General features: G+C 67.9%; 19 protein-coding genes. 8 read left to right on the top strand and 11 right to left on the bottom strand.

Features of this window, described 5'->3' with window-relative positions; all coding sequences use genetic code 11:
- Window positions 1-2: 2 nt before the first annotated feature.
- From AC3ARF_RS11275 to AC3ARF_RS11265, 3 genes are all read right to left on the bottom strand, one after another.
- Window positions 3-701 carry a hypothetical protein gene (locus AC3ARF_RS11275; protein ID WP_498927970.1) on the bottom strand — a complete coding sequence of 233 codons (699 nt, stop codon included), beginning with the start codon at window positions 699-701 and terminating at the stop codon, window positions 3-5.
- A 1-nt stretch (window position 702) separates the two neighbouring features.
- Window positions 703-1,269 (bottom strand): DUF1439 domain-containing protein, encoded by a 567-nt coding sequence (locus tag AC3ARF_RS11270; RefSeq protein ID WP_498927968.1) that lies wholly within the window; start codon window positions 1,267-1,269, stop codon window positions 703-705.
- A 259-nt stretch (window positions 1,270-1,528) separates the two neighbouring features.
- Window positions 1,529-1,852, bottom strand: a complete 324-nt coding sequence (locus AC3ARF_RS11265; RefSeq protein ID WP_498927966.1) for a helix-hairpin-helix domain-containing protein — start codon at window positions 1,850-1,852, stop codon at window positions 1,529-1,531.
- Window positions 1,853-1,936: 84 nt separating this feature from the next.
- Between AC3ARF_RS11265 and AC3ARF_RS11260 the strand changes: the two genes are divergently transcribed.
- Complete coding sequence (locus AC3ARF_RS11260; RefSeq protein WP_498927965.1) at window positions 1,937-2,896, top strand: hypothetical protein; 960 nt, start codon at window positions 1,937-1,939, stop codon at window positions 2,894-2,896.
- Between the two features lie 136 nt (window positions 2,897-3,032).
- Here the strand turns inward: AC3ARF_RS11260 and AC3ARF_RS11255 are convergent, their stop codons facing one another.
- The 6 genes from AC3ARF_RS11255 to fusA all read right to left on the bottom strand — a co-directional run bounded on the left by AC3ARF_RS11255 (window position 3,033) and on the right by fusA (window position 12,117).
- Window positions 3,033-4,271 carry an ATP-grasp domain-containing protein gene (locus AC3ARF_RS11255; protein ID WP_498927963.1) on the bottom strand — a complete coding sequence of 413 codons (1,239 nt, stop codon included), beginning with the start codon at window positions 4,269-4,271 and terminating at the stop codon, window positions 3,033-3,035.
- 46 nt (window positions 4,272-4,317) lie between these two features.
- Entirely contained in the window at window positions 4,318-5,757 is a 1,440-nt protein-coding gene (locus AC3ARF_RS11250) for an FAD/NAD(P)-binding protein (protein ID WP_498927961.1), read from the bottom strand.
- 47 nt (window positions 5,758-5,804) lie between these two features.
- Window positions 5,805-7,418 (bottom strand): DHA2 family efflux MFS transporter permease subunit, encoded by a 1,614-nt coding sequence (locus tag AC3ARF_RS11245; RefSeq protein ID WP_498927959.1) that lies wholly within the window; start codon window positions 7,416-7,418, stop codon window positions 5,805-5,807.
- On the bottom strand, window positions 7,415-8,419 hold the full coding sequence (locus AC3ARF_RS11240; protein ID WP_498927957.1) for an HlyD family secretion protein: 1,005 nt from the start codon (window positions 8,417-8,419) through the stop codon (window positions 7,415-7,417). Before AC3ARF_RS11240 ends, AC3ARF_RS11245 begins: the two co-directional genes overlap by 4 nt.
- A 128-nt stretch (window positions 8,420-8,547) precedes the next feature.
- Window positions 8,548-9,807: an ATP-grasp domain-containing protein gene (locus AC3ARF_RS11235; RefSeq protein ID WP_498927955.1), complete on the bottom strand. Its 1,260-nt coding sequence runs from the start codon at window positions 9,805-9,807 to the stop codon at window positions 8,548-8,550.
- 246 nt (window positions 9,808-10,053) lie between these two features.
- Window positions 10,054-12,117, bottom strand: coding sequence for an elongation factor G (gene fusA / locus AC3ARF_RS11230; protein WP_498927954.1), 2,064 nt, complete (start codon window positions 12,115-12,117; stop codon window positions 10,054-10,056).
- Between the two features lie 335 nt (window positions 12,118-12,452).
- On the opposite strand from fusA, the gene AC3ARF_RS11225 reads away from it, so the two are divergent.
- From AC3ARF_RS11225 to AC3ARF_RS11215, 3 genes are all read left to right on the top strand, one after another.
- The gene (locus tag AC3ARF_RS11225; protein WP_498927952.1) at window positions 12,453-12,890 is read left to right on the top strand and encodes an OsmC family protein; all 438 of its coding nucleotides are present in this window, start codon (window positions 12,453-12,455) and stop codon (window positions 12,888-12,890) included.
- Window positions 12,891-12,905: 15 nt separating this feature from the next.
- Window positions 12,906-13,580: an alpha/beta fold hydrolase gene (locus tag AC3ARF_RS11220; protein WP_498927950.1), complete on the top strand. Its 675-nt coding sequence runs from the start codon at window positions 12,906-12,908 to the stop codon at window positions 13,578-13,580.
- Between the two features lie 91 nt (window positions 13,581-13,671).
- Window positions 13,672-14,337, top strand: a complete 666-nt coding sequence (locus AC3ARF_RS11215) for a glycine zipper 2TM domain-containing protein (protein ID WP_498927948.1) — start codon at window positions 13,672-13,674, stop codon at window positions 14,335-14,337.
- A gap of 86 nt (window positions 14,338-14,423) precedes the next feature.
- Here the strand turns inward: AC3ARF_RS11215 and AC3ARF_RS11210 are convergent, their stop codons facing one another.
- Complete coding sequence (locus AC3ARF_RS11210) at window positions 14,424-15,305, bottom strand: PhzF family phenazine biosynthesis protein (RefSeq protein ID WP_498927946.1); 882 nt, start codon at window positions 15,303-15,305, stop codon at window positions 14,424-14,426.
- Between the two features lie 171 nt (window positions 15,306-15,476).
- Here AC3ARF_RS11210 and AC3ARF_RS11205 point away from each other — a divergent pair, with 171 nt between their 5' ends.
- The 4 genes from AC3ARF_RS11205 (at window position 15,477) to AC3ARF_RS11190 (ending at window position 21,680) form a co-directional block, all read left to right on the top strand.
- Entirely contained in the window at window positions 15,477-18,071 is a 2,595-nt protein-coding gene (locus AC3ARF_RS11205; RefSeq protein WP_498927944.1) for a bifunctional aspartate kinase/diaminopimelate decarboxylase, read from the top strand.
- Window positions 18,072-18,082: 11 nt separating this feature from the next.
- Window positions 18,083-19,444, top strand: coding sequence for a UDP-N-acetyl-alpha-D-muramoyl-L-alanyl-L-glutamate epimerase (gene murL / locus AC3ARF_RS11200; RefSeq protein ID WP_498931847.1), 1,362 nt, complete (start codon window positions 18,083-18,085; stop codon window positions 19,442-19,444).
- Window positions 19,425-20,825 carry a UDP-N-acetylmuramoyl-L-alanine--D-glutamate ligase gene (gene murD, locus AC3ARF_RS11195; RefSeq protein WP_498927942.1) on the top strand — a complete coding sequence of 467 codons (1,401 nt, stop codon included), beginning with the start codon at window positions 19,425-19,427 and terminating at the stop codon, window positions 20,823-20,825. Before murL ends, murD begins: the two co-directional genes overlap by 20 nt.
- Before the next feature lie 72 nt (window positions 20,826-20,897).
- The gene (locus AC3ARF_RS11190; RefSeq protein WP_498927940.1) at window positions 20,898-21,680 is read left to right on the top strand and encodes a dienelactone hydrolase family protein; all 783 of its coding nucleotides are present in this window, start codon (window positions 20,898-20,900) and stop codon (window positions 21,678-21,680) included.
- An 11-nt stretch (window positions 21,681-21,691) separates the two neighbouring features.
- On the opposite strand, the gene AC3ARF_RS11185 is transcribed toward AC3ARF_RS11190, so the two are convergent.
- Window positions 21,692-22,687 (bottom strand): polyprenyl synthetase family protein, encoded by a 996-nt coding sequence (locus AC3ARF_RS11185; RefSeq protein ID WP_498927938.1) that lies wholly within the window; start codon window positions 22,685-22,687, stop codon window positions 21,692-21,694.
- Window positions 22,688-22,698 lie beyond the last annotated feature (11 nt).

Here is a 22,698-nt window from a genome sequence, read left to right as displayed (position 1 = left end):
GCTTACTGGACTTCGCGCAGGTCGGCGGTGGCAATGCGCCACGCGCGCTGCTCGGCGGTGGCGCCATCGACCACCGCACGACGCAGGGTGAAGGCGCCGGTGAGGCGGCGTTCGCCACCATCGCGCAGGCTGGCGCGCAAGTTGACCGGCACCTCCACGTAGCGCGAGCCGGCGGCGGCGTCCACCCGCCCGGGCGGCAGCAGTTCCACCGAAATGCCGATGGTGTCGGCAAAGCCGTCGGCGAAGCCCTGCGGCGACTGCCCACTGGCGCGGCCGCCGTCGGACCACAGCGCATAGGCGCGGGCGAAGTTGCCGCTGTTGATGGCGGCGAAGTATTCGCGCAGCACCGCGACGGCGTCGTTCGCGGTGGGCTCGTCTGCGCCGGCCCCCTCTTGGGCGATGTCGGCGACCGCGCCGTCGGCCGGCACCCCCTCCACCGGCAGGCCGTCCGGCGGCAGCGGATTGCCATCGGCATCCAGCGCGACTTCAGCCGGCGGCAGTTCCACGCCCTGCGCGCCGACCGGGCCGGGGCCCGGCCGATCCGGCATGCCGGTCACGCTGCCGGACGCGCCGGCTGGAACCGGCAGCGTGCCGTCCACCTCGCCATTGGGCCCGCGGGTGGCCGACGTTCCCCCGTCCTTGCCGCATGCGGCGAGCAGCAACACGGTCAGGAACAGCGAGGCGGGGCGGAACAGGGGCATGTCAGTTGTCCAGGTTGACCACGACCAGGCCGTTCTGGATCTCGGTGCTGCCAATGCGGCGCGAGCCCAGGCGGTCAAGCAGGGTGTTGTCGAAGCGGTAGACCGGCTCGGTCCGCGAGTAATCGGCCAGCCAGGTGTTGAGCAGTTGGCGGGTGCTGGTGTTCATCACCCCGCCCAGTGCGGGCACGTCCACGTTCTCCAGCGTCGGCTGTTCCAGGTGCAGGCCGCGCGTGGACGGGTTGAAGCGCAGGGCGCTGGACAGGCCGAACCGCCCACTGGGGCGCGAGCTGTCGCTGCCCAGCGTGCCAATGCCCACGTCGAAGTCCACGCGCAGGCGGCCGCTGCCCTGCGGGATCGACAGGCGCGGGTTCATCAGCGTCATCGACACCAGCCCGCCCAGGCGCTCGTACTTCTTGGGGAAGTTGCGGTCCATCGAGCCCTGCAACTGCAGTGGGGTGAACGTCAGCTGGTTGCCCAGCAAGGCGCCGACCGCGTTGAGCGTGGAGCAGCCGGCAATGACCACGGTGGTGAGCAGGGCGAACAGGGCGAGAAGGAGCGGGCGGCGCATGGCGGGGTCCCTTGAGGTCGGTGGAATCTCCACCTTAGGCGGCGGGAGTGAATGGTGGGTTAGTGCGCGGGTGGCGGCAAGTCGGTTGCGTCCTGGCGGGTGACGGCGCAAGGGAATTCCATGCCCGGGGAGGGCGGGAGGGTGCGCCGGCATCGCAATTCAATGCTGGAACACGGCGCGGCGCGAGCACGGCCAGAGGATGGCCGGGCATCGCAATGCCCTGCACTAACACGTTTGGGGGGGCGGGGCTGGACCGCCGCTACCCCGGCCGCCGCAACGTGGCCGGCAGGGCCGCCTCGACCGCCGCCCATTCGCGCTTGCGCTGCTCGGTGAACGCCCACCACGGCCGCGCATCGTCGCGCTCGATGAAGGCCACCGCCGCCATCAGCGTGTCCAGCACGCACGGATCGTGGCGCGCTTTGGTCAGCCGGCACAGGCGCAGGTACAGCGCAGTTGGGTCCTGGCCGTCAAGTTGCAGCGGCGTTTCGATGCCGAGCAGCCGCAGATCGCCGGCCATCGCCGGGCCGATGTTGGGGATGTCGGTGAGGCGGCGAGCCTCGGCGGCGCGGGTGGCTTTGGGCATGGCGGCGTTTCGGGGTGGCCAGAGTGCCAAGGTAGTACGAAACTGATGGCGAGCGACCCACCTGGTCACCTTGCAAGGATTCGCATGACCCGCGCCGATCGAAGCCCCTACGCCCTGCCGCTGTTCGCGGCCCTTGCCCTGCTGGTCTACGTGGGCAACTACGCCATCGCCAGCGCCTACTCCGCCCACGCCCAGGCGCGGGTGCCGGAGTGGGTGGTGGCCTTCGACGTATTCCTGCTGGTTCCGGCGCTGTACCTGGCCATCATGCGGCCGCCGTTGAAGAAGGCATTGCTGGGCACCGTGGCGCTGCTGTCGTTGGGCATCCTGGCCGGTTCCCTGATCATCCCGGCTTCCGACAGGCAGGTCTGGCGCGGGCTGGAGCAGGTCCGCTGGCTTTACCTGGGCGCGCTGCTGCTGGCCCAGGTGGTGCTGATCAGCACGGTCGTGCGGGACATCCTCCGCCACCGCGACGCGCCCAACCTGGAGACGGCGGTGCATCGCGCGATCGCCGCGCGGATTCCGGAGCCCGGCGTCGCGAGGTTGCTGCAGGCGGATGCCCGGGTGTGGCTGTATGCCTTCGTCCGCAACAAGGCACGGTTCGTGCAGCCCGCGCCGGCCTTCCACTGCTGGAGGCACGGCGCCAATGCCTCCAACCAGATCGCGTTCCTGGTGCTGGTGGGGGTGGAGATCCCCATCGCGCACGTGCTGCTGTCGTTGTACAGCCCGGCGGTGGCGCTGGTGGCCAGTGTGTTGAGCACGTACGGGTGGTTGTTACGCGGAGTACCGCGCGACGCTGCTGCGGGCCACCACGCTGGACGACGATGCGGTGCACATCCGCCACGGCGTGTTGGGGGACCAGCGCGTGCCGTACGCGACCATCGCAGCGGTCGAACGGGTGGACGTGCGGCCGCGGCGCGCGCGTGGGCAACTGAGATTCGTCGGCACCGTGAATGCCAACCTCCGGCTTGTCCTGCATCCGCAGGCGCAGCTGGACACGTTGCTGGGACGCAGGCCCATTCGCCACATTTACCTCTCGCTGGATGAGCCTGCAGCCTTCACTGCGGGACTGCAGCAACGGCTGCCGCACTGAGGCAGGATTTAACCGCCCCGGGCGTCCACCCGCGCACCGCGAGTGGATGCGGGACCGGCGCGGGTGTGACGCGCGCCGGTCCCTTCGCGACTACTGCACCGTCACGAACGAAAATTCGCGGATCAGCTCGAAGTCGCGCCGCAGCAAGGCGTACGGGTGCGGTGCACTGCCCAGCTTTCCGACCACGTCGAAGTAGGAGAAGCCCTCGACGAGCGTGTCGCCAATGCTGCGGTTGAAGGTCACTTCGACTCTGCCCTCGGTGGCCGGCATCCGCAGGTCGCGGATCGTTCCGCCCTTGGCCGGTATCTGCCCCCAGACGATGGACTGCGCGTAGTCGTCCACCACCTTAACCGCCATGCCCAGGTGGGCGCGCAGCAGCAGCGTGGGCATGCTGACGTCGGTCAGGCTGAGATACCCCTTGCTGGCGTCCAGTCCGGGCGGGCGCGCACCCACTTCCAGGAACACCAGCTCCCGGGTGCGCGCGGTGCGGAACACCTCCATGTGGTACGCCCCAAACTCGACCTCGAACGCTTCCAGGCAGGCCTCGGCAAAGCCCATGACCCGTTCGAACTCCGGGTCGTGCGCGGGCAGCAGGATGCTGCCCACGATCTTGCCCTTGCTGGCCTCGAAGCACGGGAAGAAGTACTCACCGCAGCCGCGGAATACGACCTTGCCTTCGTGGACGACGAAGTCGCAATGGAACAACGTGCCATCGATGAACTCCTCGGCCTCGTACACCGAGCGGCGGCAATCCCCGCTGGCCTGGAACGCCAGGAACTGTTCCAGCGAGGCCACCTTGTGCACGCCCACGCTGCCCGCGGCGTCGATCGGTTTGCAGATGAACGGCAAGCCCAGCGACTGTTCCAGTTCGGCGAAGTAGGCCGCCGTGCGCGACTCCACGGCGGCGTTATCGATGCACTGGAACCGTGGCGCGCGCAGGCCGGCGGCCGCAACGCGCTGCTTCATGATCGTCTTGTCGCGGAAGCGCCGGTAGTCGGCGATCCGAAACGCATGCAGCCCCAGTTCTGTCGCCAGCCGCGCGGCCAGTTCCACGTTGAACTCGAAGAACGAGAGCACGTGCACCTCGCCGTTCGCGACCGCGACTTCCTTGAGCACCGCCTCCCGGGCTGAGGCGTAGTCGGTGCCCGACAGCGGATCCGCCGGGTCCACGGGGTCGCACAGGTGGATCGCGGCCAGTTCGCATTCCACCTGCACGGGCAGCCGCGGCCGGCGCTGCGGCGTGTCGAGCAACACCAGCCGGCAACCGCGCAGCACCTCGAAATCCACAAACTCGAGCAGGAAGCTCGAGACGAACACAATCGTCTTCACAATGTAAATCCGCAATGGAGGACGGGCCCACCGGCCCGCCGTGGAGTCAGTTGGAGGCCTGCCGGAACTCGCCAGGCGGCACTGTCGCGTAGCCGTCGCGCGCCAGTTCCTCGCACAGCGAACGGGCATGCGAGGCGATCATGCGGATGTAGTTGACCACCGGCAGCGAGTTGACCATCGAGCCCAGGCAATGCACGCCCGGCAGGTCCCGGCACGTGAACGAGCCACTGGCGAACGCCAGCGGAGCGTCGCTGCGCACCAGCGACACCGAGCCGTCGGCCTGGGTATACAGCAGCTTCTTGTGCAGGCCCGAGGCATCGATGATGAAGGGCACGCGCTCGCTGGCCGGGGTGTCGCTCGCCGCGCCGGCGTAATGCAGGCGGAAGTCGCCTTCGGGCATCGGCTCAACCTGGCGGATGTCGCGGGTCTGCAGGACGAAGTCCCCGGCCTCGATCCGGGCGCGGAGGAAGTCAGCGGTGCGTTCGGGCATCGAATACAGGTAGCGCTTCATCAGCGGCTCGCTGTCGCGCAGGAACGCGCGCTGCTCGGCGGGCGCCATCAGGTGCCAGACGCTGTTGATCAGGAACATGATGTTGTCCAGCGCGTACTGCCAGCTGATCACTTCTGGCGTTTTGCTGTTTTGCGCATCGACCACGAACTGGGCGTTGGCATCGGCGTCGATGCTGCACAGGTCGCGCGTGGTGTGGCGCGCCACTTCGTCCTTGATCGCCAGCGTCAGTGCGGCCCGCACGCTGAGCCCGCGCTTCCCGACGTAGCCGGTGACGGTGGACGCGTCGACCACCTCCAGTGCCCCCGGCGGCAGGCCATTGCGCACCGCGGGGAAATAGCCGGTGCGCGACAGGAAGCGCACCTTGAACCCGGGTCGGTCCTTGAGCAGCAAGGCGGCATCGATCGCACTCAGCCGCGTGCCGAGCACCACCACTTCCCGCACGTCGGGGTCGATGGCCGCGATCTCGGCCTGCTGCTCGGGATAGCAGAGGTAGCGCTCGCCGCGGGCGGCGCGGTATTCGTGGCCCAGGCAGAACACCACGCGGCGACACGACAGCAGGCGACCGCCAGCGGTGGCGATGATCTTGGTGCCACCGTGGTCCACCATCGACGCGAACTCGTCCTGGACGATCGTGCACTTGATGCCCATGAAGCGCATGCGCGCGATCATGTAGTCGGCCACGTCGGCCAGGTACTGGCCGAACAAGGCGCGCGGCACGCAGTCCATGTCGCCGACGGTGTGGTCTCGAAGCTCCAGCCAGCGCCTGAAATGCTCCGGCTCGTCATGGATGAGCGAGTTGACGCCGACTGAGGTGTTGCACAGCGACGACTCGGGCTGGTCGTGGAAGTTGGGTGAGTAGCCCAGTCCCCGAGGCGCCACGACCGTGATGCTCCTGGGTCGAGCCGACTGCCGCACCAGGGTCGATATGAACGAAACAGCGGCGATGCCGCCGCCCACTACTACTACATCCTCCACGGGTCACACTCCATTGCAGGTTGATCGGGTTGGCCGCCGCCGGCGCCTCACGCGCGCGGCGGGGCCCGGCGGAACGAAAGGCCCCACGCGTAGGTCCCCGCGCGTGCCGATTGCTGGACGAACAAAAGCGCGAACAGCGACCCCGCGACCAGCAGGGCGATGCTCATGAGGTGGAAAGCGTCGTTGAACGCGTTCACGAAGGCGTCGGCGGAAAGCCGCTCCATGCTTGCCGACAGCGCGCCCGCGGCTTGCGACTCCAGCGGGTCGTGGGGCACCTGCGCGAACCGCGGCGTGTCGGGCGCCGCCTGCACCATCGCGTGGTAATCGCTCACCTTGGCGGCGTCCAGCTGAGCAAGCGACTCCTGTAGGAACGCCGACTGCTTGAGGTTGACCCAGGTGGTCATGAATGCCACGCCCAGCGCGCCACCGATGCTCCGCGAGATATTCAGCAACACCGAGGCACTGGCCGAATCGTGCTTGTCGATGCCGGCCATCGCATACAGCCCCAGCGCGATCATCACCATCGGCAATCCCATGGCGCGCAGCAGGAGGGGCGTGGAGAACTGCGGGCCGGCAAAGTCGCTCGACAGCGACGCGCACCACACGCAACTCGCGGCAAATACAAGAAAACCGGTGGCAATGACGACGTGGATGTCCATCCGCCTGAGCACGTGCGGGATGGTCAGCGAGATGAAGATCTGTGGGATTGCCATCCACAGGATCACGCGGCTGACTTCGAGTGCGCTGTAGCCGTGGATGACCGTGAGGAAGTACGGAATGAGGAACAGGCAGCCAAACAAGGTGAAGCCCCCGAGGAAGCTGGTGGCACATGCCAGGCCGAAGCGGCGCCGGGCCAGCAGGCGGATGTCGACCAGCGGGTTCGGGTGGGTGAGCGCGCGGGCCACGAACACCGTGAGCGAGGCGCTGGATATGAAGGCGAGCGCCCGAATCAACCCGGATTCGAACCAATCCTTGCGATGCCCTTCCTCGATGATGAACACCAGGCATGCCAAGCCCACCACCGCGCTGGCAAGACCCAGGTAATCGGTTGAGGAGGCGCTCGGGGAAGTCGTTCGAGCGGGCGCCGCGGCCGCCCGTTGGGAGGCGTGTCCCGCGTACAGCACGCACGAGGCGGCCAGCACCGCGATCGGGATGCCGGCGTAGAAGATCATCTGCCAGCCGAAGCGGTCGACCAGCAATCCCGCCAGCCCCGGGCCGATCGCCGGCGCCGAGGAGGAGGCCACCCCGAACAGCGACATCGCCCTGACGTGGTCCTTCGCGTCGAGCCGGGTCATGATCATCACGTAGGCCAGCGGCATCAGCATGCCGCCGCTGAGTCCCTGCAGCGCGCGGAAGGCAATCAGGCTGTTGAGGTCCCACGCCTGCGCGCACAGCACGGAGGCGACCGTGAACGCCGCGCAGCAGGCCACCACCATGTTGGATGCGCCGAAGCGGCCGGTGAAGATCCGGGTGAGCGGAATCACCGAGATCTCCGCGATCAGGTACGAGGACGTGATCCACGAGCCCTCCTCCAGCGTGGCCGACATCGCTGACTGGATCTGCTGGATGGCCACATTGGTGATCTGGATGTCCATCACCGACATGAAGGCGGCCAGGATCGCCCCGACCACCGCTAACCAGGCCGTGGCATCCCGGTTCATCGGGCGACGACGACTCTTGCCGAGAGGCCGGGCAGGATCCGCGTAGCCGGGTTCTGTGGCGGGTCAAGGCGGATGCGCACGGGTACGCGCTGGACCAGCCGGGTGAAGTTGCCGTAGGCATAGTTGGGTGGCAGTACACTGCGCTTCGCGCCCGCTATGGGCGAGATTCCGATGACCCGACCACTGAATGTCTGTCCCGGGTAGGCATCGAGGCGGACCTCCACCCGGTCGGCGCCGGTGATGGCCTCGATCTCCGTTTCCTTGAAGTTGGCCTCCACCCACGTCTCGTCCAGCGGCAGCAAGGTCGCCAGTGCGTCCCCCTTGGCCATGTGCTCGCCCACCTGACTCGACAGGTTGACCACGTAACCGTCCGTGGGCGCGCGCACCGTGGTGTAGCCCAGCTCCAGCCGTGCCAGCGCGATCTGCTCGAGCAGCTTGCGCCGTTCGGCTGCCAGTGCGTGCTGCTCCAGCGACACCAGTCGACCGCGCGCGGCAATCGCGCGCAGTTCGTTGTCCTTGGTGACCACCCGCGATTGTGCGGCGAGTCCTTCGAGTCGGGCGCGGTCGAGGCTGGATTGGGACACCAGTTTCTGCCCGGCCAGCGCGCCCGCACGCTCGGCGTCGAGCAGTGTCGCTTTCAGTTCCGACCGAAGGGCGCCGCGCTGCGCAATGGCGGTTTCGCGCTCGGCCGCGGTCACCGATCCCTGCTGCAGGGTTTTTTCCCGGCTTATGCTGTTCGACTCCAGGTCCGCCAGCAGTTTCGCCAACTCGGCTTTCAGCCGGCGGTCGTCGAGTTGGACGAGCACTTGGCCTTTGCTCACGCGTTGGTTGTCGCGCGCGTGTACCTCCACGATGTCGGCATCGACCTTCGCCGCCAGCGCCAACAGGTTGCCGTCCACGTGCGCGTTGTCGGTCTCGACGGTCCTGGCCTTGGAGACCTCGACCGCGCCAAACACTGCAGCCAAGGCAACGACAACGCCGCCGGCGGTGACCAGTTTCATGTTCAACGGGATTACCTCGGATCACCCCCGACGGGTGCGGTCAGGGGAAGCAGGTCTGCGGGGAGATGTCGCGGTGCGCGGGCGCGGTAGCGTGGGCGAGCGGATCGGGGACGCGGCCGGGGACTGGCTCAGCCGAACAGGCCTTCGCGTTCCATCCGGTCGATGTTGTCGATGTCGCGTTGCAGCTGATTTGGGTCGTCGTGGCACATGACGATGTGGCCCGGCGAGCTGAGCACATCGGTGGTGATGGGTACCGCGTCGCCGGGACGCACCTTCACCCGGATCGTGCGGACGGAGGGCAGCGCTTCAATCCGCGCGATCGCCTCCAAGTGCCGCACGGTGGTTGCCTCGTGGGCGCGCAGGAACAGCAACTTGCCATGCCCTTGCTTGCGGTACAGGCGGTCGTTGGCCGCCGTCGGCATGGGGACGCTAGCGCAGGACGCCGAGGTCCAGCCCACCTGGGATTGCCCAGTGCACAGTTCGCTGATCACGTCCAGCACGCCATTGAGGCCGGCAACCCGGGGATTGAGCTCCACCAGGCGCGGGCCCTTGTCCGTCAGGATGAGTTCGACGTAGGCCTGGCCCTGCTCGTATCCGATTGCGTCGAGAATCGCCGTGGCGTACTCGATCGCGGCCGCGGCGGGGGCGCTCTCCGGCGCCACCAGTTCGACCGAACGCGCGAACTTCACGCCTTCGATCATGTATTCCTCGTAGGTGAATACCGCCGAGACCACGTGCTGCCCCTGGCTGGTGATCGTGCAGACCGAGTACTCGGGGCCGCGCAGCAACTCCTCCGCCACGACTTCGGATACCACGTTGCCGTAGACATCCGCCTTGTCGAGCAGGGTGGCAATGGCCGTTTCGGCTTCGCGTCGGTCATGGCACACGTGCACGCCGAACGAACCCGCGCTCTCGGTGGGCTTGATGACGAGCGGATATTCGATGCACGACTCGATCTGCTCAATGCAGTGGCTGGCGTTGGCCGAGGTGACCAGCACACTTTTCGCAACCACGATCCCCTTCCCGCGGATGTGATTTCCAGTCCGGTACTTGTTTCCCAGCACGTGGGACAGCTCGGCTGCGGGGCGATGCGGAAAGCCGAGCGCGTTGCACAGCTTGACCCACAGCGAGCAACCCGTGTCGAATCCATTCACTACCGTGCTGATGGGCCGCTGCGCCAGCTCCTTCACCACGCCGTCAAGCGAAGTGTCGCTGTCGACGTGGTACACGGCCTCGAACTGGCCGGCGTCCACCGAGTAGATGCCGCTGGCGGCACCGGCCAGCGCGTAGTCCGAGAACACGGCAATGAGCTTGCGTCCGTCGGCCTTCAATCGGGCGACGAGGTGCGAAAAATAGGGATCGACGACGACAACGAAGGACTCGGACATGTTGGATGCAACTTCCTTGTGGGTGCGACTTCCAGGTTGACGTCGCGGTCCGGGCAGGGCCTGCCGCGAAGGCGCGGAATGCTAGCACGTGCGCGCCAGATTTGTAATAAGCATGGTGTCGATTTGTGTCGCGTAGATGGCGGCGGTGTTGCTGCCGCCCACATGCACCCGGCGGCGCCCCCAGTACCACAGGGTCGCCACCGGTGCGCAGCGCGTCGAAGTCACTCCGCCGCGCTTGCGGCGCGCTCAGTCTTCCTCGACCCGCGGCTTGTACGCCTCCGTCAACTTCTGCTGCACCTGCGCCGGTACCGGCTCGTAGTGGCTGAAGTCCATCGCGTAGCGCCCACGTCCGGCCGTCACTGACTTCAACTCCGCCGCGTAGCCTTCCAGTTCCGACAAGGGCACCTGCGCCTTGACCACGATCTCGCCACCGCGTACCGCGTCGGTGCCGTTGATGCGCGCGCGCTTGCCCGCCAGGCCGCCGCTGATGTCGCCCATGTGCTGTTCGGGAGCACTGACTTCCAGATCGACGATCGGTTCCAGCACCTGGGCCCGCGCCTTGGCGATGGCGTCGAGGAAGGCCTTCTTGCCGGCGGCCACGAAGGCCACTTCCTTGCTGTCCACCGGATGGTGCTTGCCGTCGTACACCACCACGCGCACGTCCTGCATCGGGTAACCGGCCACCGCGCCGTGCTGCAGCACCTGGCGCACGCCTTTCTCCACCGCCGGCAGGAACTGTCCGGGAATGGTGCCACCTTTCACTTCATCCACGAATTCGAAACCGGTACCACGCGGCAGCGGTTCGATGCGCAGGAACACCTCGCCGAACTGGCCCGCGCCGCCGGTCTGCTTCTTGTGGCGGTGGTGCCCTTCGGCCTTGCCGCTGACGGTCTCGCGGTAGGCGATGCGCGGCGGGCGTGACTTCACTTCCACGCCGTACCGCTCCTTCAAGCGGTCGAGGTTGATGCGCAGGTGCAGGTCGGACAGGCCGCGCACCACGGTCTCGTTGGTCTCGGTCTCGTGCTCAACGTGGAAGCAGGGGTCTTCCTCGGCCAGCTTGTGCAGCGCATTGGCCAGCTTCTGCTCCTGGCCCTTGCTCGCCGCCTCGATGGCGAGGCCGAACATTGGCTTGGGGAAGTCCAGCGGCGCGAGGTGGATCTGGTCTTCGTCGTGGCTGTCGTGCAGCACCGCATCGAAGTGCAGCTCATCGACCTTGGCCACCGCGGCGATGTCGCCAGGCACCGCTTGGTCGATCTCCACGTGTTCCTTGCCCTTGAGCTTGAACAGGTGGCCGACCTTGAACGGCTTCTTGCCGTCATCGACGAACAACTGCGTGTCCTTCTTCACCGTGCCCTGGTACACGCGGAACACGCCGAGCTTGCCGACGAAGGGGTCGTTGACGATCTTGAACACATCGGCGATGACATGCGCCGACGGGTCAGGCTTGGCTTCGATCGGCTCAGGACCGTGGCCGTTGAGCTTGTGGAAGGGCGGGGCGTTGGCCTCGGTGGGGTTGGGGAACAGGCGTTCGGCCACGTCCAGCAACTCCTTCACGCCCACCCCCGTACGCGCCGAGCAGAACAGCACCGGCACCAGGTGGCCCTCGCGCAGGCACTGCTCGAAGGCGTCGTGCAGCTCCTGGCCGGACAGGCCGCCTTCGCCCAGGTCCAGGTAGTGTTCCATCACCGTCTCGTTGATCTCCACCACCTGGTCGATGATCTTCTGGTGCCAGTCGGCAACGGCACCGAGGTCGCTCTCGCCGTTGTCGCTGCCGAAGCAGTCGACCACCTGTTTGCCGCCATCGGCCGGCAGGTTTAGGGGCAGGCACTCGGGACCGACGCTTTCGCGCAACGCCTGCAGCACGCCGGCGGCGTCGGCATCGGCGTGGTCGATCTTGTTGATGACGATGGCGCGGCAAAGGTTGCGCGCCTTGGCGTACTCGAGCATGCGCCGCGTGCCGTATTCCACGCCGCGGTCGGCGTCGACCACCACCAGCACCGTCTCCACCGCCGCCAGCGCCGAGAGCGCGGGGCCGCGGAAGTCGGGGTAGCCGGGGGTGTCGATCAGGTTGAGGTGGACCTGCTGTCCGGATGCAGCGCCGTGGTCGACGCTGGCGATGGCGGCATCCATGGAGTGGCCGCGCTGTTTCTCCATCGGGTCGAAGTCGGAGACGGTGCTGCCGCGCTCGACCGTGCCTGCCGTCTGGAGGGTGCCGCCGGCCTGCAGCAGGGCTTCGAACAGGGTGGTTTTGCCGGCGGCGGGGTGGCCTGCGAGGGCCACGTTGCGGATGGATGTTGTGCTGTAGGACATGAGCGGACTTCTCCCTGTGACAAGGGTGGGAAGGCCGTCATGGCTGTCCGCGCTTCGCGCCGGAGCGGGTGGCGCTCGGCGGGCGGTCATGGCGGGATGCCCGGCGCGGGGGCCGGGGGGTTAGGGTCACGCGGTTGGGGTTGCGGGTCAAGTCGCGGGCGGGGTCGGCGGCGAGGGTACGAGCGCGCTTGCCGATGGGGTGGTCCGGCACGTCGCGGCCCGATACCCGGCTTTGGTGCCGAACCACCCCATCGGCAACCGCCGACACGTAGCCCGGCATCCGCTTAACGCTCTGCGGAGTAGGCTGTGGCTCCCTCACGAAACGGAGCGGTGACATGGCCTTCAAGCGTTACGCGGACGCGGTGTGGCATGGCGGGCTGCAGGCGGGCAAGGGCACGATGAGCACGCCCCAGAGCGGACTGTTCGCCAACCAGAACTATTCGTTCAAGACCCGCTTCGGCGACGAGAAGGGCACCAATCCGGAAGAGTTGCTGGCCGCGGCGCACGCGGGGTGTTTCAGCATGGCGCTGTCGTCCGTGCTGGAGAAAGCCGGGTTCACGCCGGAAAGCATCCAGACCCGCGCCGAGGTGACGATGGAGCCGGGCATGGAACCGGGGCCGACCGTTACCGGCGTCAACCTGGTGGTCAATGCCAAGGTGCCGGGCATCAGTCCGGAGGAGTTCGAGGAGATCGCCGAATCGGCGAAGGCCGGCTGCGTGATCTCGCGTGCGCTGGCGGTGCCGGTGTCGATGACGGCAATGCTGGTCAGCTGACGTCGCGTGCAGGTCATGGGAATCGGACACGCCGTGCTGGTGCACGGTGCGGGGGGCGGTGCGTGGGAATGGAACCTGTGGCGCGGCGTGCTCCAGGCGCGCGACATGGCTGTCTCCACGCCCGATTTGGCGGCGGGTCCGGCCGGCCTGGCAGCCACCGGACTTGAGGATTACGCAATGCAGGTTGTGGCGGCGCTGGGTGCGCTGCCGCGACCGCGCGCGCTGGTCGGGGCCAGCCTCGGCGGGCTGCTGGCGCTTCGCTGTGCCGGACTCGCCGATGCGCTGGTGCTGGTGAATCCACTCCCGCCGATGCCGTGGAGCGACACGCTGCCGCCGGGCGAAGAAGCCGACGTCGTGCCGTGGCGCCAGACTGCAAGACTGGCCGGCACCCGCCGCGCGCTGCCGGACAGCGACGACGCCACCGCGCTGTTTGCGTTCCGCCACTGGCGCGACGAGTCGGGTCGCGTGCTGCGCGAGGCACGTGGTGCCCGCGTCGAGCGTCCGGCCTGCCCGATGCTGGGCATTGCGTCCGCCAATGACGAGGACGTGCCGGCGGAACTAACCGGGGCGCTTGCTGCCGCCTGGGGCGCCGAGTGTTGGCTAGTAGCGGGCGGTCACGTCTCGCCGCTCTTGGGCCGTCAGGCGCCAGCGCTGGCAGCACGCGTGGTGGATTGGCTGTCGCGGGCCTGAACGCTTCACACGACCTTTACGTAGGTTCAGCCCGGTTTAACTGCCTGCGCCCGAGCATCGCCCCACGCCATCCCGGCGTGTGGGAGCCCTGATGAACCGCCTTCTTTCCTCGTCCCTCGCGTTTGCGCTTGCGGTCGCCGTCGGCTCCGCGTCGGCCCAGTCCTACGACTCGGGCCGTGATGCGTACCCGTCCAACTACTCCGGCACCACGTCGCAGTCGGATTATGCGCGCGTCATCCGCGTCGACCCGGTGTTCGACTCCGGTTACACGCCTGCACGCGGCCAGCGCTGCTATGACAGCCCGGCGCAGGCCGGCGGCAGCTACGACCCTTACCGCAACAACCGCAGCTACGACGGCTACCGCGATGAGCGCCGCAACGGCTACTACGACCAGAACGGCAACTACCGTACGGGCAGCCAGACCGGCAGCACCGTGGCCACCGTGATCGGCGGCGTCGTGGGTGCGGTGGTCGGCAGCCAGGTCGGTGGCGGTTCCGCCCGCTACGCCACCTCGGCGATTGGATCGATGGTCGGCGGCATGGCCGGCAAGCAGATCTACGAGCAGAACCAGCGCCAGCGCAACGCCACCACGCGCGTGTGCGATCCGGAGCCGGTCGATGGCCGCTACGGCGGCAGCGACCGCGCGGTGAGCGCCTATGACGTCACCTATGAGTACGCGGGCCGTCGGTACACCACCCGCACCAACCACCACCCGGGCGAGCGCATCCGCGTACGCGTGGACGTTCGGCCGGAGTAACGCCGCAAGGCAGTTGCCGCACCAGCACCCGTTGTTTCACAGGGGGAGGCGCCGCCCGGGGTTACCCGGTCGGCGTCTTTTTTGTTTCAGTCGTTCCATTCGATGTGGCCGCTGACCACGTCGCACACCCGCCCCCCGGACCAGACTTCGCCTTCGGCGTCCACGTGCAGGTCGATGATGGCGTCGTGGCCCACCTCGCGGCCTTGGCTGACGCGGTAACGGCCCTCCGCGTTGGGCAGGGCATCGCGTGAGGCCAGCCACGCGGCCAAGGTGGCATTGGCCGCTCCCGAGGCGGCGTCTTCGAACCGGGCGGGTGCACCGACGAAGGCGCGCACGGCGTAGTAATAGACCGGGTCGTCGCTGCGGGCATATACGAACAGGCCCATCGACCCGGTGGCGTGTGCCAGGGCGGTGATGGCCTCCCAGTCGGGCGTGGCCGCGCGCAATGCGGTTTCGTTGGTCAGTTCGGCCAGCCACCAGCGGCGGCCGCCGTCCATCAATGCGGGTGGCAACGGGCCCAACGGCAAGCCACGCAGGGCCGGCGCCAGGCGCGGGTCGGCCGCGGACGCAACTTCCACCACGCGGGCCCGCGGGGTGCGTACGGCAATGCTGCGGCTGGGGCCTTCGCCCACCACGCGCAGCGGCAGTACGCCGGCGATGCCTTCCTGCCACAGCAAGCCGTCTTTTGGGGTGGCCAGGCCGGCCTGCATCACGGCATGCGCGGTGCCGACGCTGGGGTGGCCGGCAAACGGCACCTCGCGCCGAGGACTGAACATGCGCACGCGGTAGCTGGCGCCCGGCTGGGTGGGCGGGAGTACGAAGGTGGTTTCCGGCAGGCGGGTCCAGCGGGCGATGGCCTGCATGGTGGCGTCGTCCAGGCCTTCGGCATCCAGCACCACGGCCAGGGGGTTGCCGGCACCGGGCCGGTCGGCGAACACGTCCAGCTGGACATAGCGGCGGAGCGTCATCGGGGGATTCCATGGGGGAGGGCGCCCGCCGGCGGGGCCGGGGGCAAGCGGGGCATTCTAGGCCTTGGCGGTCGGGGCTGCCGGCGCGGTTGCCGGTGCAAACGCCCAACATCGGCAGCCGGTTTCAGGGGACAATGTGCGGCCCTTTTCCCCTTTGGAGATCGAAAGACCGTGTCGCCGCAATCGCAGCGTTGGGTTGTACTCAAGTTCGGTGGTACCTCCGTATCCCGCCGCAACCGTTGGGACACCATCGGCCGCATTGCCGCCAAACGCATGGTCGGGGACGAGGCGAGGGTACTGGTGGTCGTGTCCGCGCTGTCGGGCGTGACCAATGAGCTCCAGGCCATTGCCAACGGCGACGGGATAGACGGCCGCATCGCCGGGCTGGTGGAGCGCCACCGCGCGTTCTGCGCCGAGCTGGACCTGGATGCCGATGCTGTGCTGGGTGACCGCCTGGCGGCGCTGCAGGCGCTGGCCCACGATCCGCGCGCGGCCACGCGTGCGCTGGACTGGCAGGCCGAGGTGCTGGGGCAGGGGGAACTGTTGTCGTCGACCATCGGTTCGGCCTACCTGCGCTCGCAGGGCCATGACTTCGGCTGGTGCGATGCCCGCCAGTGGCTGGACGCCATCGCCCTGCCCAACCAGAGCGAGTGGGCGGGCCGGCTGTCGGTCAATTGCCACACGCAAGCCGATGCGGGTTTTGCCGAGCGCTTTGCCGCGCAACCCACGGCGATGCTGATCACGCAGGGCTTCATCGCGCGGCATGGCGACGGCGGCACCGCGATCCTCGGCCGTGGCGGCTCGGATACCTCGGCGGCGTACTTCGGCGCTCTGCTCAAGGCCAAGCGCGTGGAGATCTGGACCGACGTGCCGGGCATGTTCAGCGCCAACCCGCGCGACGTGCCCGATGCACGCTTGCTCGCGCGCCTGCATTACGCAGAGGCACAGGAAATCGCCACCACCGGCGCCAAGGTGCTGCACCCGCGTTCCATCGGCCCGTGCCGCGAGGCCGGCGTGCCGATGGCCATCCTCGACACCGAGCGTCCTGACGAACTGGGTACCCGCATCGACGCGCTGGCCGCCACCGTTCCCGGCGTCAAGGCGATCAGTCGCCGCAACGGCATCGTGCTGGTGTCGATGGAAAGCATCGGCATGTGGCAGCAGGTCGGCTTCCTGGCCGACGTATTCGAGCGCTTCAAGCGGCATGGCCTGTCCATCGACCTGATCGGCTCGTCGGAGACCAACGTCACCGTCTCGCTGGACCCCAGCGAGAACCTGGTCAGCAGCAACGTGCTGGCCTCGCTGTCGGAGGACCTGGCCGAGGTGTGCCGGGTCAAGGTGATCGCCCCGTGCGCGGCCATTACCCTGGTGGGCCGCGGGATGCGCTCGCTGCTGCACAAGCTCTCGGACATCTGGGCCACGTTCGGCCGCGAGCGCGTGCACCTGATCTCGCAGTCGTCCAACGACCTCAACCTGACCTTTGTCATCGACGAGGCGGACGCCGACGGGCTGTTGCCGCAGTTGCACGCCGAGTTGGTCCGCTGCGGCGCGATGCCGGTGCAGGACGCCAATGTGTTCGGCCCCAGCTGGAAGGAGATCGCGCACGGCAAGCCGCAACGCGAGACGCCGTGGTGGTCGCGCGAGCGCGGGGCGCTGCTGCAGGCCGCGGAGGCCGGCACCCCACGCTACGTCTACGACCTCGACACCGTGCGCGCGCGTGCGCGGGCGCTAGCGGCCATCGGCGCCATCGACCGCTGCTTCTACGCGATCAAGGCCAATCCGAATCCGGCAATTCTGAAGAGCGTGGTGGCCGAAGGCTTTGGCCTGGAGTGCGTGTCGCAGGCAGAACTGGACCACGTGTTCTCCGTGTTGCCGAACATGGCGCCGCAGCGCGTGCTGTTCACCCCCAGCTTCGCGCCGCGACGCGAGTTCGAGGCCGCCTTCACCCGTGGGGTCAACGTCACCCTGGACAACATCGAGGCGCTGCAGCGGTGGCCCGAGGTGTTCCGCGGCCGCACACTGTGGCTGCGCCTGGACCTGGGCCATGGCGAAGGCCATCACGAGAAGGTGCGCACCGGTGGCGTGGCGGCCAAGTTCGGCCTGCCGGTGGCGCGCTTCGATGCCTTCGTCAGCGAGGCGAACAAGCTGGGCGTGCGCATCAGTGGCCTCCACGCGCATCTGGGCAGCGGCATCGACGACCCGCGGCATTGGCGTGACGTCTACGCCAACCTCGCGGGTCTGGCCGACAGCGTGGGAACCATCGAGTTCATCGACATCGGTGGCGGCTTGCCGATCCCGTACACGCCCGATGCCCAGGCCTTCGACCTGGCCGCCTGGCGCGCGGGTCTGGACGAGATCAAGGCCGAATACCCGCGTTTCGGTCTGGTCATCGAGCCGGGCCGCTACCTGGTGGCCGAGTCGGGCGTGCTGCTGCTGAGCGTGACCCAGGTGGTGGAAAAGGATGGGGTGCGCCGGGTGGGTGCCGATGGCGGCATGAACGCGCTGGTGCGTCCGGCCATGTACGAGGCCTACCACGGGATCCACAACCTCAGCCGACTGGATGACGGTGCGACGCAGGCGTTCGACGTGGTCGGGCCGATCTGCGAGACCGGCGACGTGCTGGGCCGCGGCCGCCTGCTGCCCAGCGCGACGGCCGAAGGCGACGTGTTGCTGGTCGCCGACGCGGGCGCCTACGGCATGGCGATGGCGAACACTTACAATCTGCGGGCCCTGCCGGCCGAGCAGGTGTTGGGAAAAACCGAGTGATGGGTGTGGACATGGGCGAGTGGCGGTTCCAGCGTGACGGCATCAAGGCGTTCCGGTTCGTGCGGTGCGAACTGGATCCGCAGACGGGCGTCGCGCGGTTGGTGTACGCCTTCGACGACGGCCCGGAACTGGTGGAAACCATCACCATCCCGGGCGCGCCATTCATCCTCGACGCGGCGCGCGCCGGAGCGGTGCAGCGCGCGTTGCAGCTGCTGCACCTGATCACCGGCGTGAGCTACTACAAGGCGGCGGTGCCGGAAGAGATCCGTATCGAGTCGTACGCGATCGATGCCGAGACGGCGGAGTTGCTGGAGTCGGTGTACGTGAACGGCCTGGGGGAATTCGCCTACCGCAATGGGTTGAACCTGCACGGCAAGATCCGCTTCCCGCATGCGGCCGACGCACATGCGTCGGCCCCGGCGCTCGGCCTGCGCGAGCACGCGCTGGTCGCCATTGGCGGCGGCAAGGATTCGCTGGTCAGCATCGAGGCGCTGCGTGCGCTCGGCGTCGACCAGACCGTGACCTGGATCGGCGGCTCGCAGTTGATCAAGGCCTGCGCGGAACGCACGGGCCTGCCCACGCTCAATCTGGGCCGTGCGCTGGCGCCGCAGCTGTTCGACTACAACCGCGAGGGCGCGTGGAACGGCCACATCCCGGTGACCGCGGTGAACTCCGCGATCCTGGTGCTGGCCGCGCTGCTGCATGGTGTGGACCAGGTGGTGTTTTCCAACGAGCGCTCGGCCAGCTACGGCAGCCTGATCGAAGGCACCGGCGAGGTGAACCACCAGTGGTCAAAGGGGTGGGCCTTCGAGTCCGCCTTTGGCGACTACGTGGAGAAGCACGTCGCGGCCGACCTGCATTACTACTCGCTGCTGCGCCCGCTCAGCGAGCTGGCGGTGGCGAGGCAGTTCACCCGCACCGACCGCTACGACGCGCACTTCAGCAGCTGCAACCGCAACTTCCACATCCTTGGCGAGCGCCCGGCCAACCGCTGGTGCGGCGTGTGTCCCAAGTGCCACTTCGTGTTCCTGGCGCTGGCACCCTTCATGTCCAAGCCGCGCCTGGTCGGGATCTTCGGTCGCAACCTGCTGGACGATGAGGCGCAGACCGCCGGCTACGACGCCCTGCTGGAATTCGAGGACCACAAGCCGTTCGAGTGCGTGGGCGAGGGCAAGGAGTCCCGCGCGGCGATGGCTGCGCTGGCCGCGCGCCCCGAATGGCGCGAAGACGCGCTGGTCAAGCGTTTCGCGCGCATGATCCTGCCGCAGTTGGACGTTGCGGATCTCGGCATCGAGCCGCTGCTGGTGATTGATGACGAACAGCGCATCCCCGCCAAGCTGTGGGACCGCCTGCGTGCGCATCTCGCAGCTTGAGGGACAACGGGTTGCGCTTTGGGGCTGGGGGCGCGAAGGCCGCGCCGCCTACCGGGCGATCCGTGCAAACCTGCCCCGGCTGTCGCTGACCCTGTTCTGCACTCCTGAAGAGACTGCCGATGCGGCGGCCTTGGCCGACCCGCTGCTGGTGGTGGAAACCGACGCCGCCGCCGATCGCCTGTCGGCCTTCGATATTGTGGTGAAGTCGCCCGGCATCAGTCCGTACAAGCCGGATGCGATGGCCGCAGTTGCGCAGGGCACCCGCTTCGTCGGTGGCACCGGATTGTGGTTTGCGGAACATGCGGGCGCTGATGGCCTCGTGGCCAACACCGTCTGCGTGACTGGCACCAAGGGCAAGAGCACGACGACTTCGCTGCTGGCACACCTGTTGCGCGCGGGCGGTCACGTCACCGCGCTGGCGGGCAACATCGGACTGCCGCTGCTGGAACTGGCGGAGTCGCCGGTGCCCGCGTTTCGCGCCATCGAGTTGTCCAGCTACCAGACCGGCGACGTCGCCGAGAGTGGCGTGCGACCGGAAGTGGCAGTGGTGCTCAACCTCTTCCCGGAGCATCTGGACTGGCACGGCAGCGAAGCGCGCTACGTTGAAGACAAACTTCGCCTGCTGACGGGCGCGCGCCCCAAGATCGCGGTCATCAACGCCAACGATCCACATCTGGCAGGCTTGTCGCTGCCCGACAGCGAGGTGCGCCGCTTCGGCCACGCGCAGGGTTGGCACCTGCGCGAAGACCTGCTGTACCGCGGTGACATTCTGGTCATGGATACCTCGTCATTACCGCTGCCGGGCCGCCACAACCGCGGCAACCTGTGCGCGGTGCTCACCGCCATCGAGGCGCTCGGGCTGGACGCGGTCGCGCTCGCGCCACACGCAGCCGGCTTCAATCCGCTGCCACACCGCCTGCAGACGTTGGGTGTGCGCGATGGACTCACCTGGGTAAACGATTCGATCAGCACGACGCCGTTTGCCAGCCTGGCGGCGTTGGACTGCTTCCGCGGACGTCGCGTCGCCATCCTGGTCGGCGGCCACGACCGGGGCGTGGACTGGCATGCGTTTGCCGGGGCGATGCAGCACGATGCGCCGCTGGCGATCGTGACCATGGGGCAGAACGGTCCGCGCATCCATGCCTTGCTGGAACCCCTGGCAGGGGAGGGGCGCTTCACCCTGTCCGCGGCGGAGGATCTGCCTGCGGCGATCAGGCAGGCCCAAGCGGTGCTGGGTCACGATGGGGTGGTGCTGCTATCGCCTGGCGCGCCGAGCTTTGGCCCGTACCGGGACTACGTCGCGCGGGGGCGTCATTTCGCCGCGCTGGGTGGATTCGATCCGGACAGCATCAGCACGATCCCCGGGCTGGGCATCGCCTGATCGGGGCATCGTCGACGGCACCCAAAGGCCTGCAGGCGTAAGCTCCCCGGACTGCCCTGCCGGAGTGCTGCCATGTCCCGCGTCTTCGCTCCCCTCCTTGCGCTGCTGCTCACGCCCGCCGCCCATGCCGCCATGGTGGAAAAGCCGGTGGAATGGACCGTGGGCGAGCAACACTTCAGCGGTGTGCTGGTCTTTGACGACGCGGTGGCGGCCAAGCGTCCTGGTCTGCTGATGGTCCCCGACTGGCGCGGAATCAATGCGCCGAACATTGCCAAGGCCCGTGAGATTGCCGGGCGTGACTACGTGGTGCTGGTCGCCGACATGTACGGCAAGGGCGTGCGCCCCAAGGATGATGCCGAGGCCCGCGCGCAGGTCACCAAGCTCTATTCCGACCGCCCGGGGCTGCGGGCTCGGGCCGACAAGGCGTTGTCGGTCCTGCGCGCCCAGGTCGGCAAGGCGCCGGTCGACCCGTCGCGCATCGCCGCGTTGGGTTACTGCTTCGGTGGGGCGACGGTGCTCGAACTGGCGCGCAGCGGCGCCGACCTTGCCGGGGTCGTGAGCTTCCATGGCGGCCTGTCCACCGCGATGCCGGCCGCCCCCGGAGCGGTGAAGGCGAGCGTGCTCGTGCTCAACGGCGCCGACGACAAGAGCACTGCGGGTGACATCGCAGGCTTCGAGAAGGAGATGAATGCCGCCGGTGTCGACTGGCAGTTCGTCAATTTCAGCGGTGCCGTGCACTGCTTCGCGCTGCCGCACGCCAACCAGCCGGGTTGCGCCTACAACGAGCGGGCGGCCAAGCGTTCAGAGCGGATTATGCGGGGCTTCCTTGCGGAGCGGTTTGCCGCGGGCAGATAACCCCCACCCACTCAGTGATCGCGGCTGACCGCGTAGCGGGCCAGGCCGCGAAGTGCGGCGACGTAATCGTTGTCCTCAAGGGCCTCCAGTGACTGCTCGGCCAGAGCCGCGTAGTCGCGCGCGCGCTGGCGGCTGTACCCCAGGCCATCGGTGGCATGGATGGCGGCCATCACGGCGGGCATGGCCGCCGTGTCGCCGTGCTCGATCGCGGCGCGCAGCACTTCGCGGGTCGCGGCGTCGCTGTGGCGGATGGCGTGGATCAGCGGCAAGGTGGCCTTGCCCTCGGCGAGGTCGTCGCCCAGGTTCTTGCCCAGCGTCTCGGCGTCGGACGCATAGTCGAGCACGTCGTCGGCGATCTGGAAGGCGTAGCCGAGGTTGAGGCCGTAGTCGAACAATTGCTGCTGGACAGCCGGGCTGGCGCCGGCGAGCAGCGCACCCAGCCGGGTGGCGGCAGCGAACAGCACCGCGGTCTTGCGCTCGATCACCCGCAGGTAGGCCGGCTCATCGGTGTCGGGGTTGCGCACGTGCAGCAACTGCAAGACCTCGCCTTCGGCGATGCGGTTGGTGGTGTCGGCCAGGATGCGCTGCACCTGCATGCTGTCCAGTTCCACCATCAGCTGGAAGCTGCGGGAGTACAGGAAATCCCCGACCAGCACGCTGGCGGCATTGCCCCACACGGCATTGGCGGTCTTACGGCCACGGCGCAGGTCCGACTCGTCCACCACGTCGTCGTGCAGCAGGGTGGAGGTGTGGATGAACTCCACCACCGCGGCCAGCTGGTGCGCGTCCGCGCCCCGATGGCCAAGCGCACCTGCCGCCAGCAGCAGTAGCATCGGCCGCAGGCGTTTGCCGCCGGCACTGACGATGTAATCGGCAATCTGGTTGATCAGCACCACGTCCGAGGCCAACCGGCGCCGGATCAACGCGTCCACCGCCGCCATGTCCTCCTGGGCCAGGGCCTGGATCGTCTTCAGGTCGAGGGCGGAGGCGGTGTCTTGGGCGTGCATGGAGTGTCGGG

Source organism: Lysobacter sp. KACC 24251, assembly GCF_057747755.1.
The sequence above is the reverse complement of the archived record's forward strand: the minus strand, read 5'-3'. Positions and strand labels throughout refer to the sequence as shown.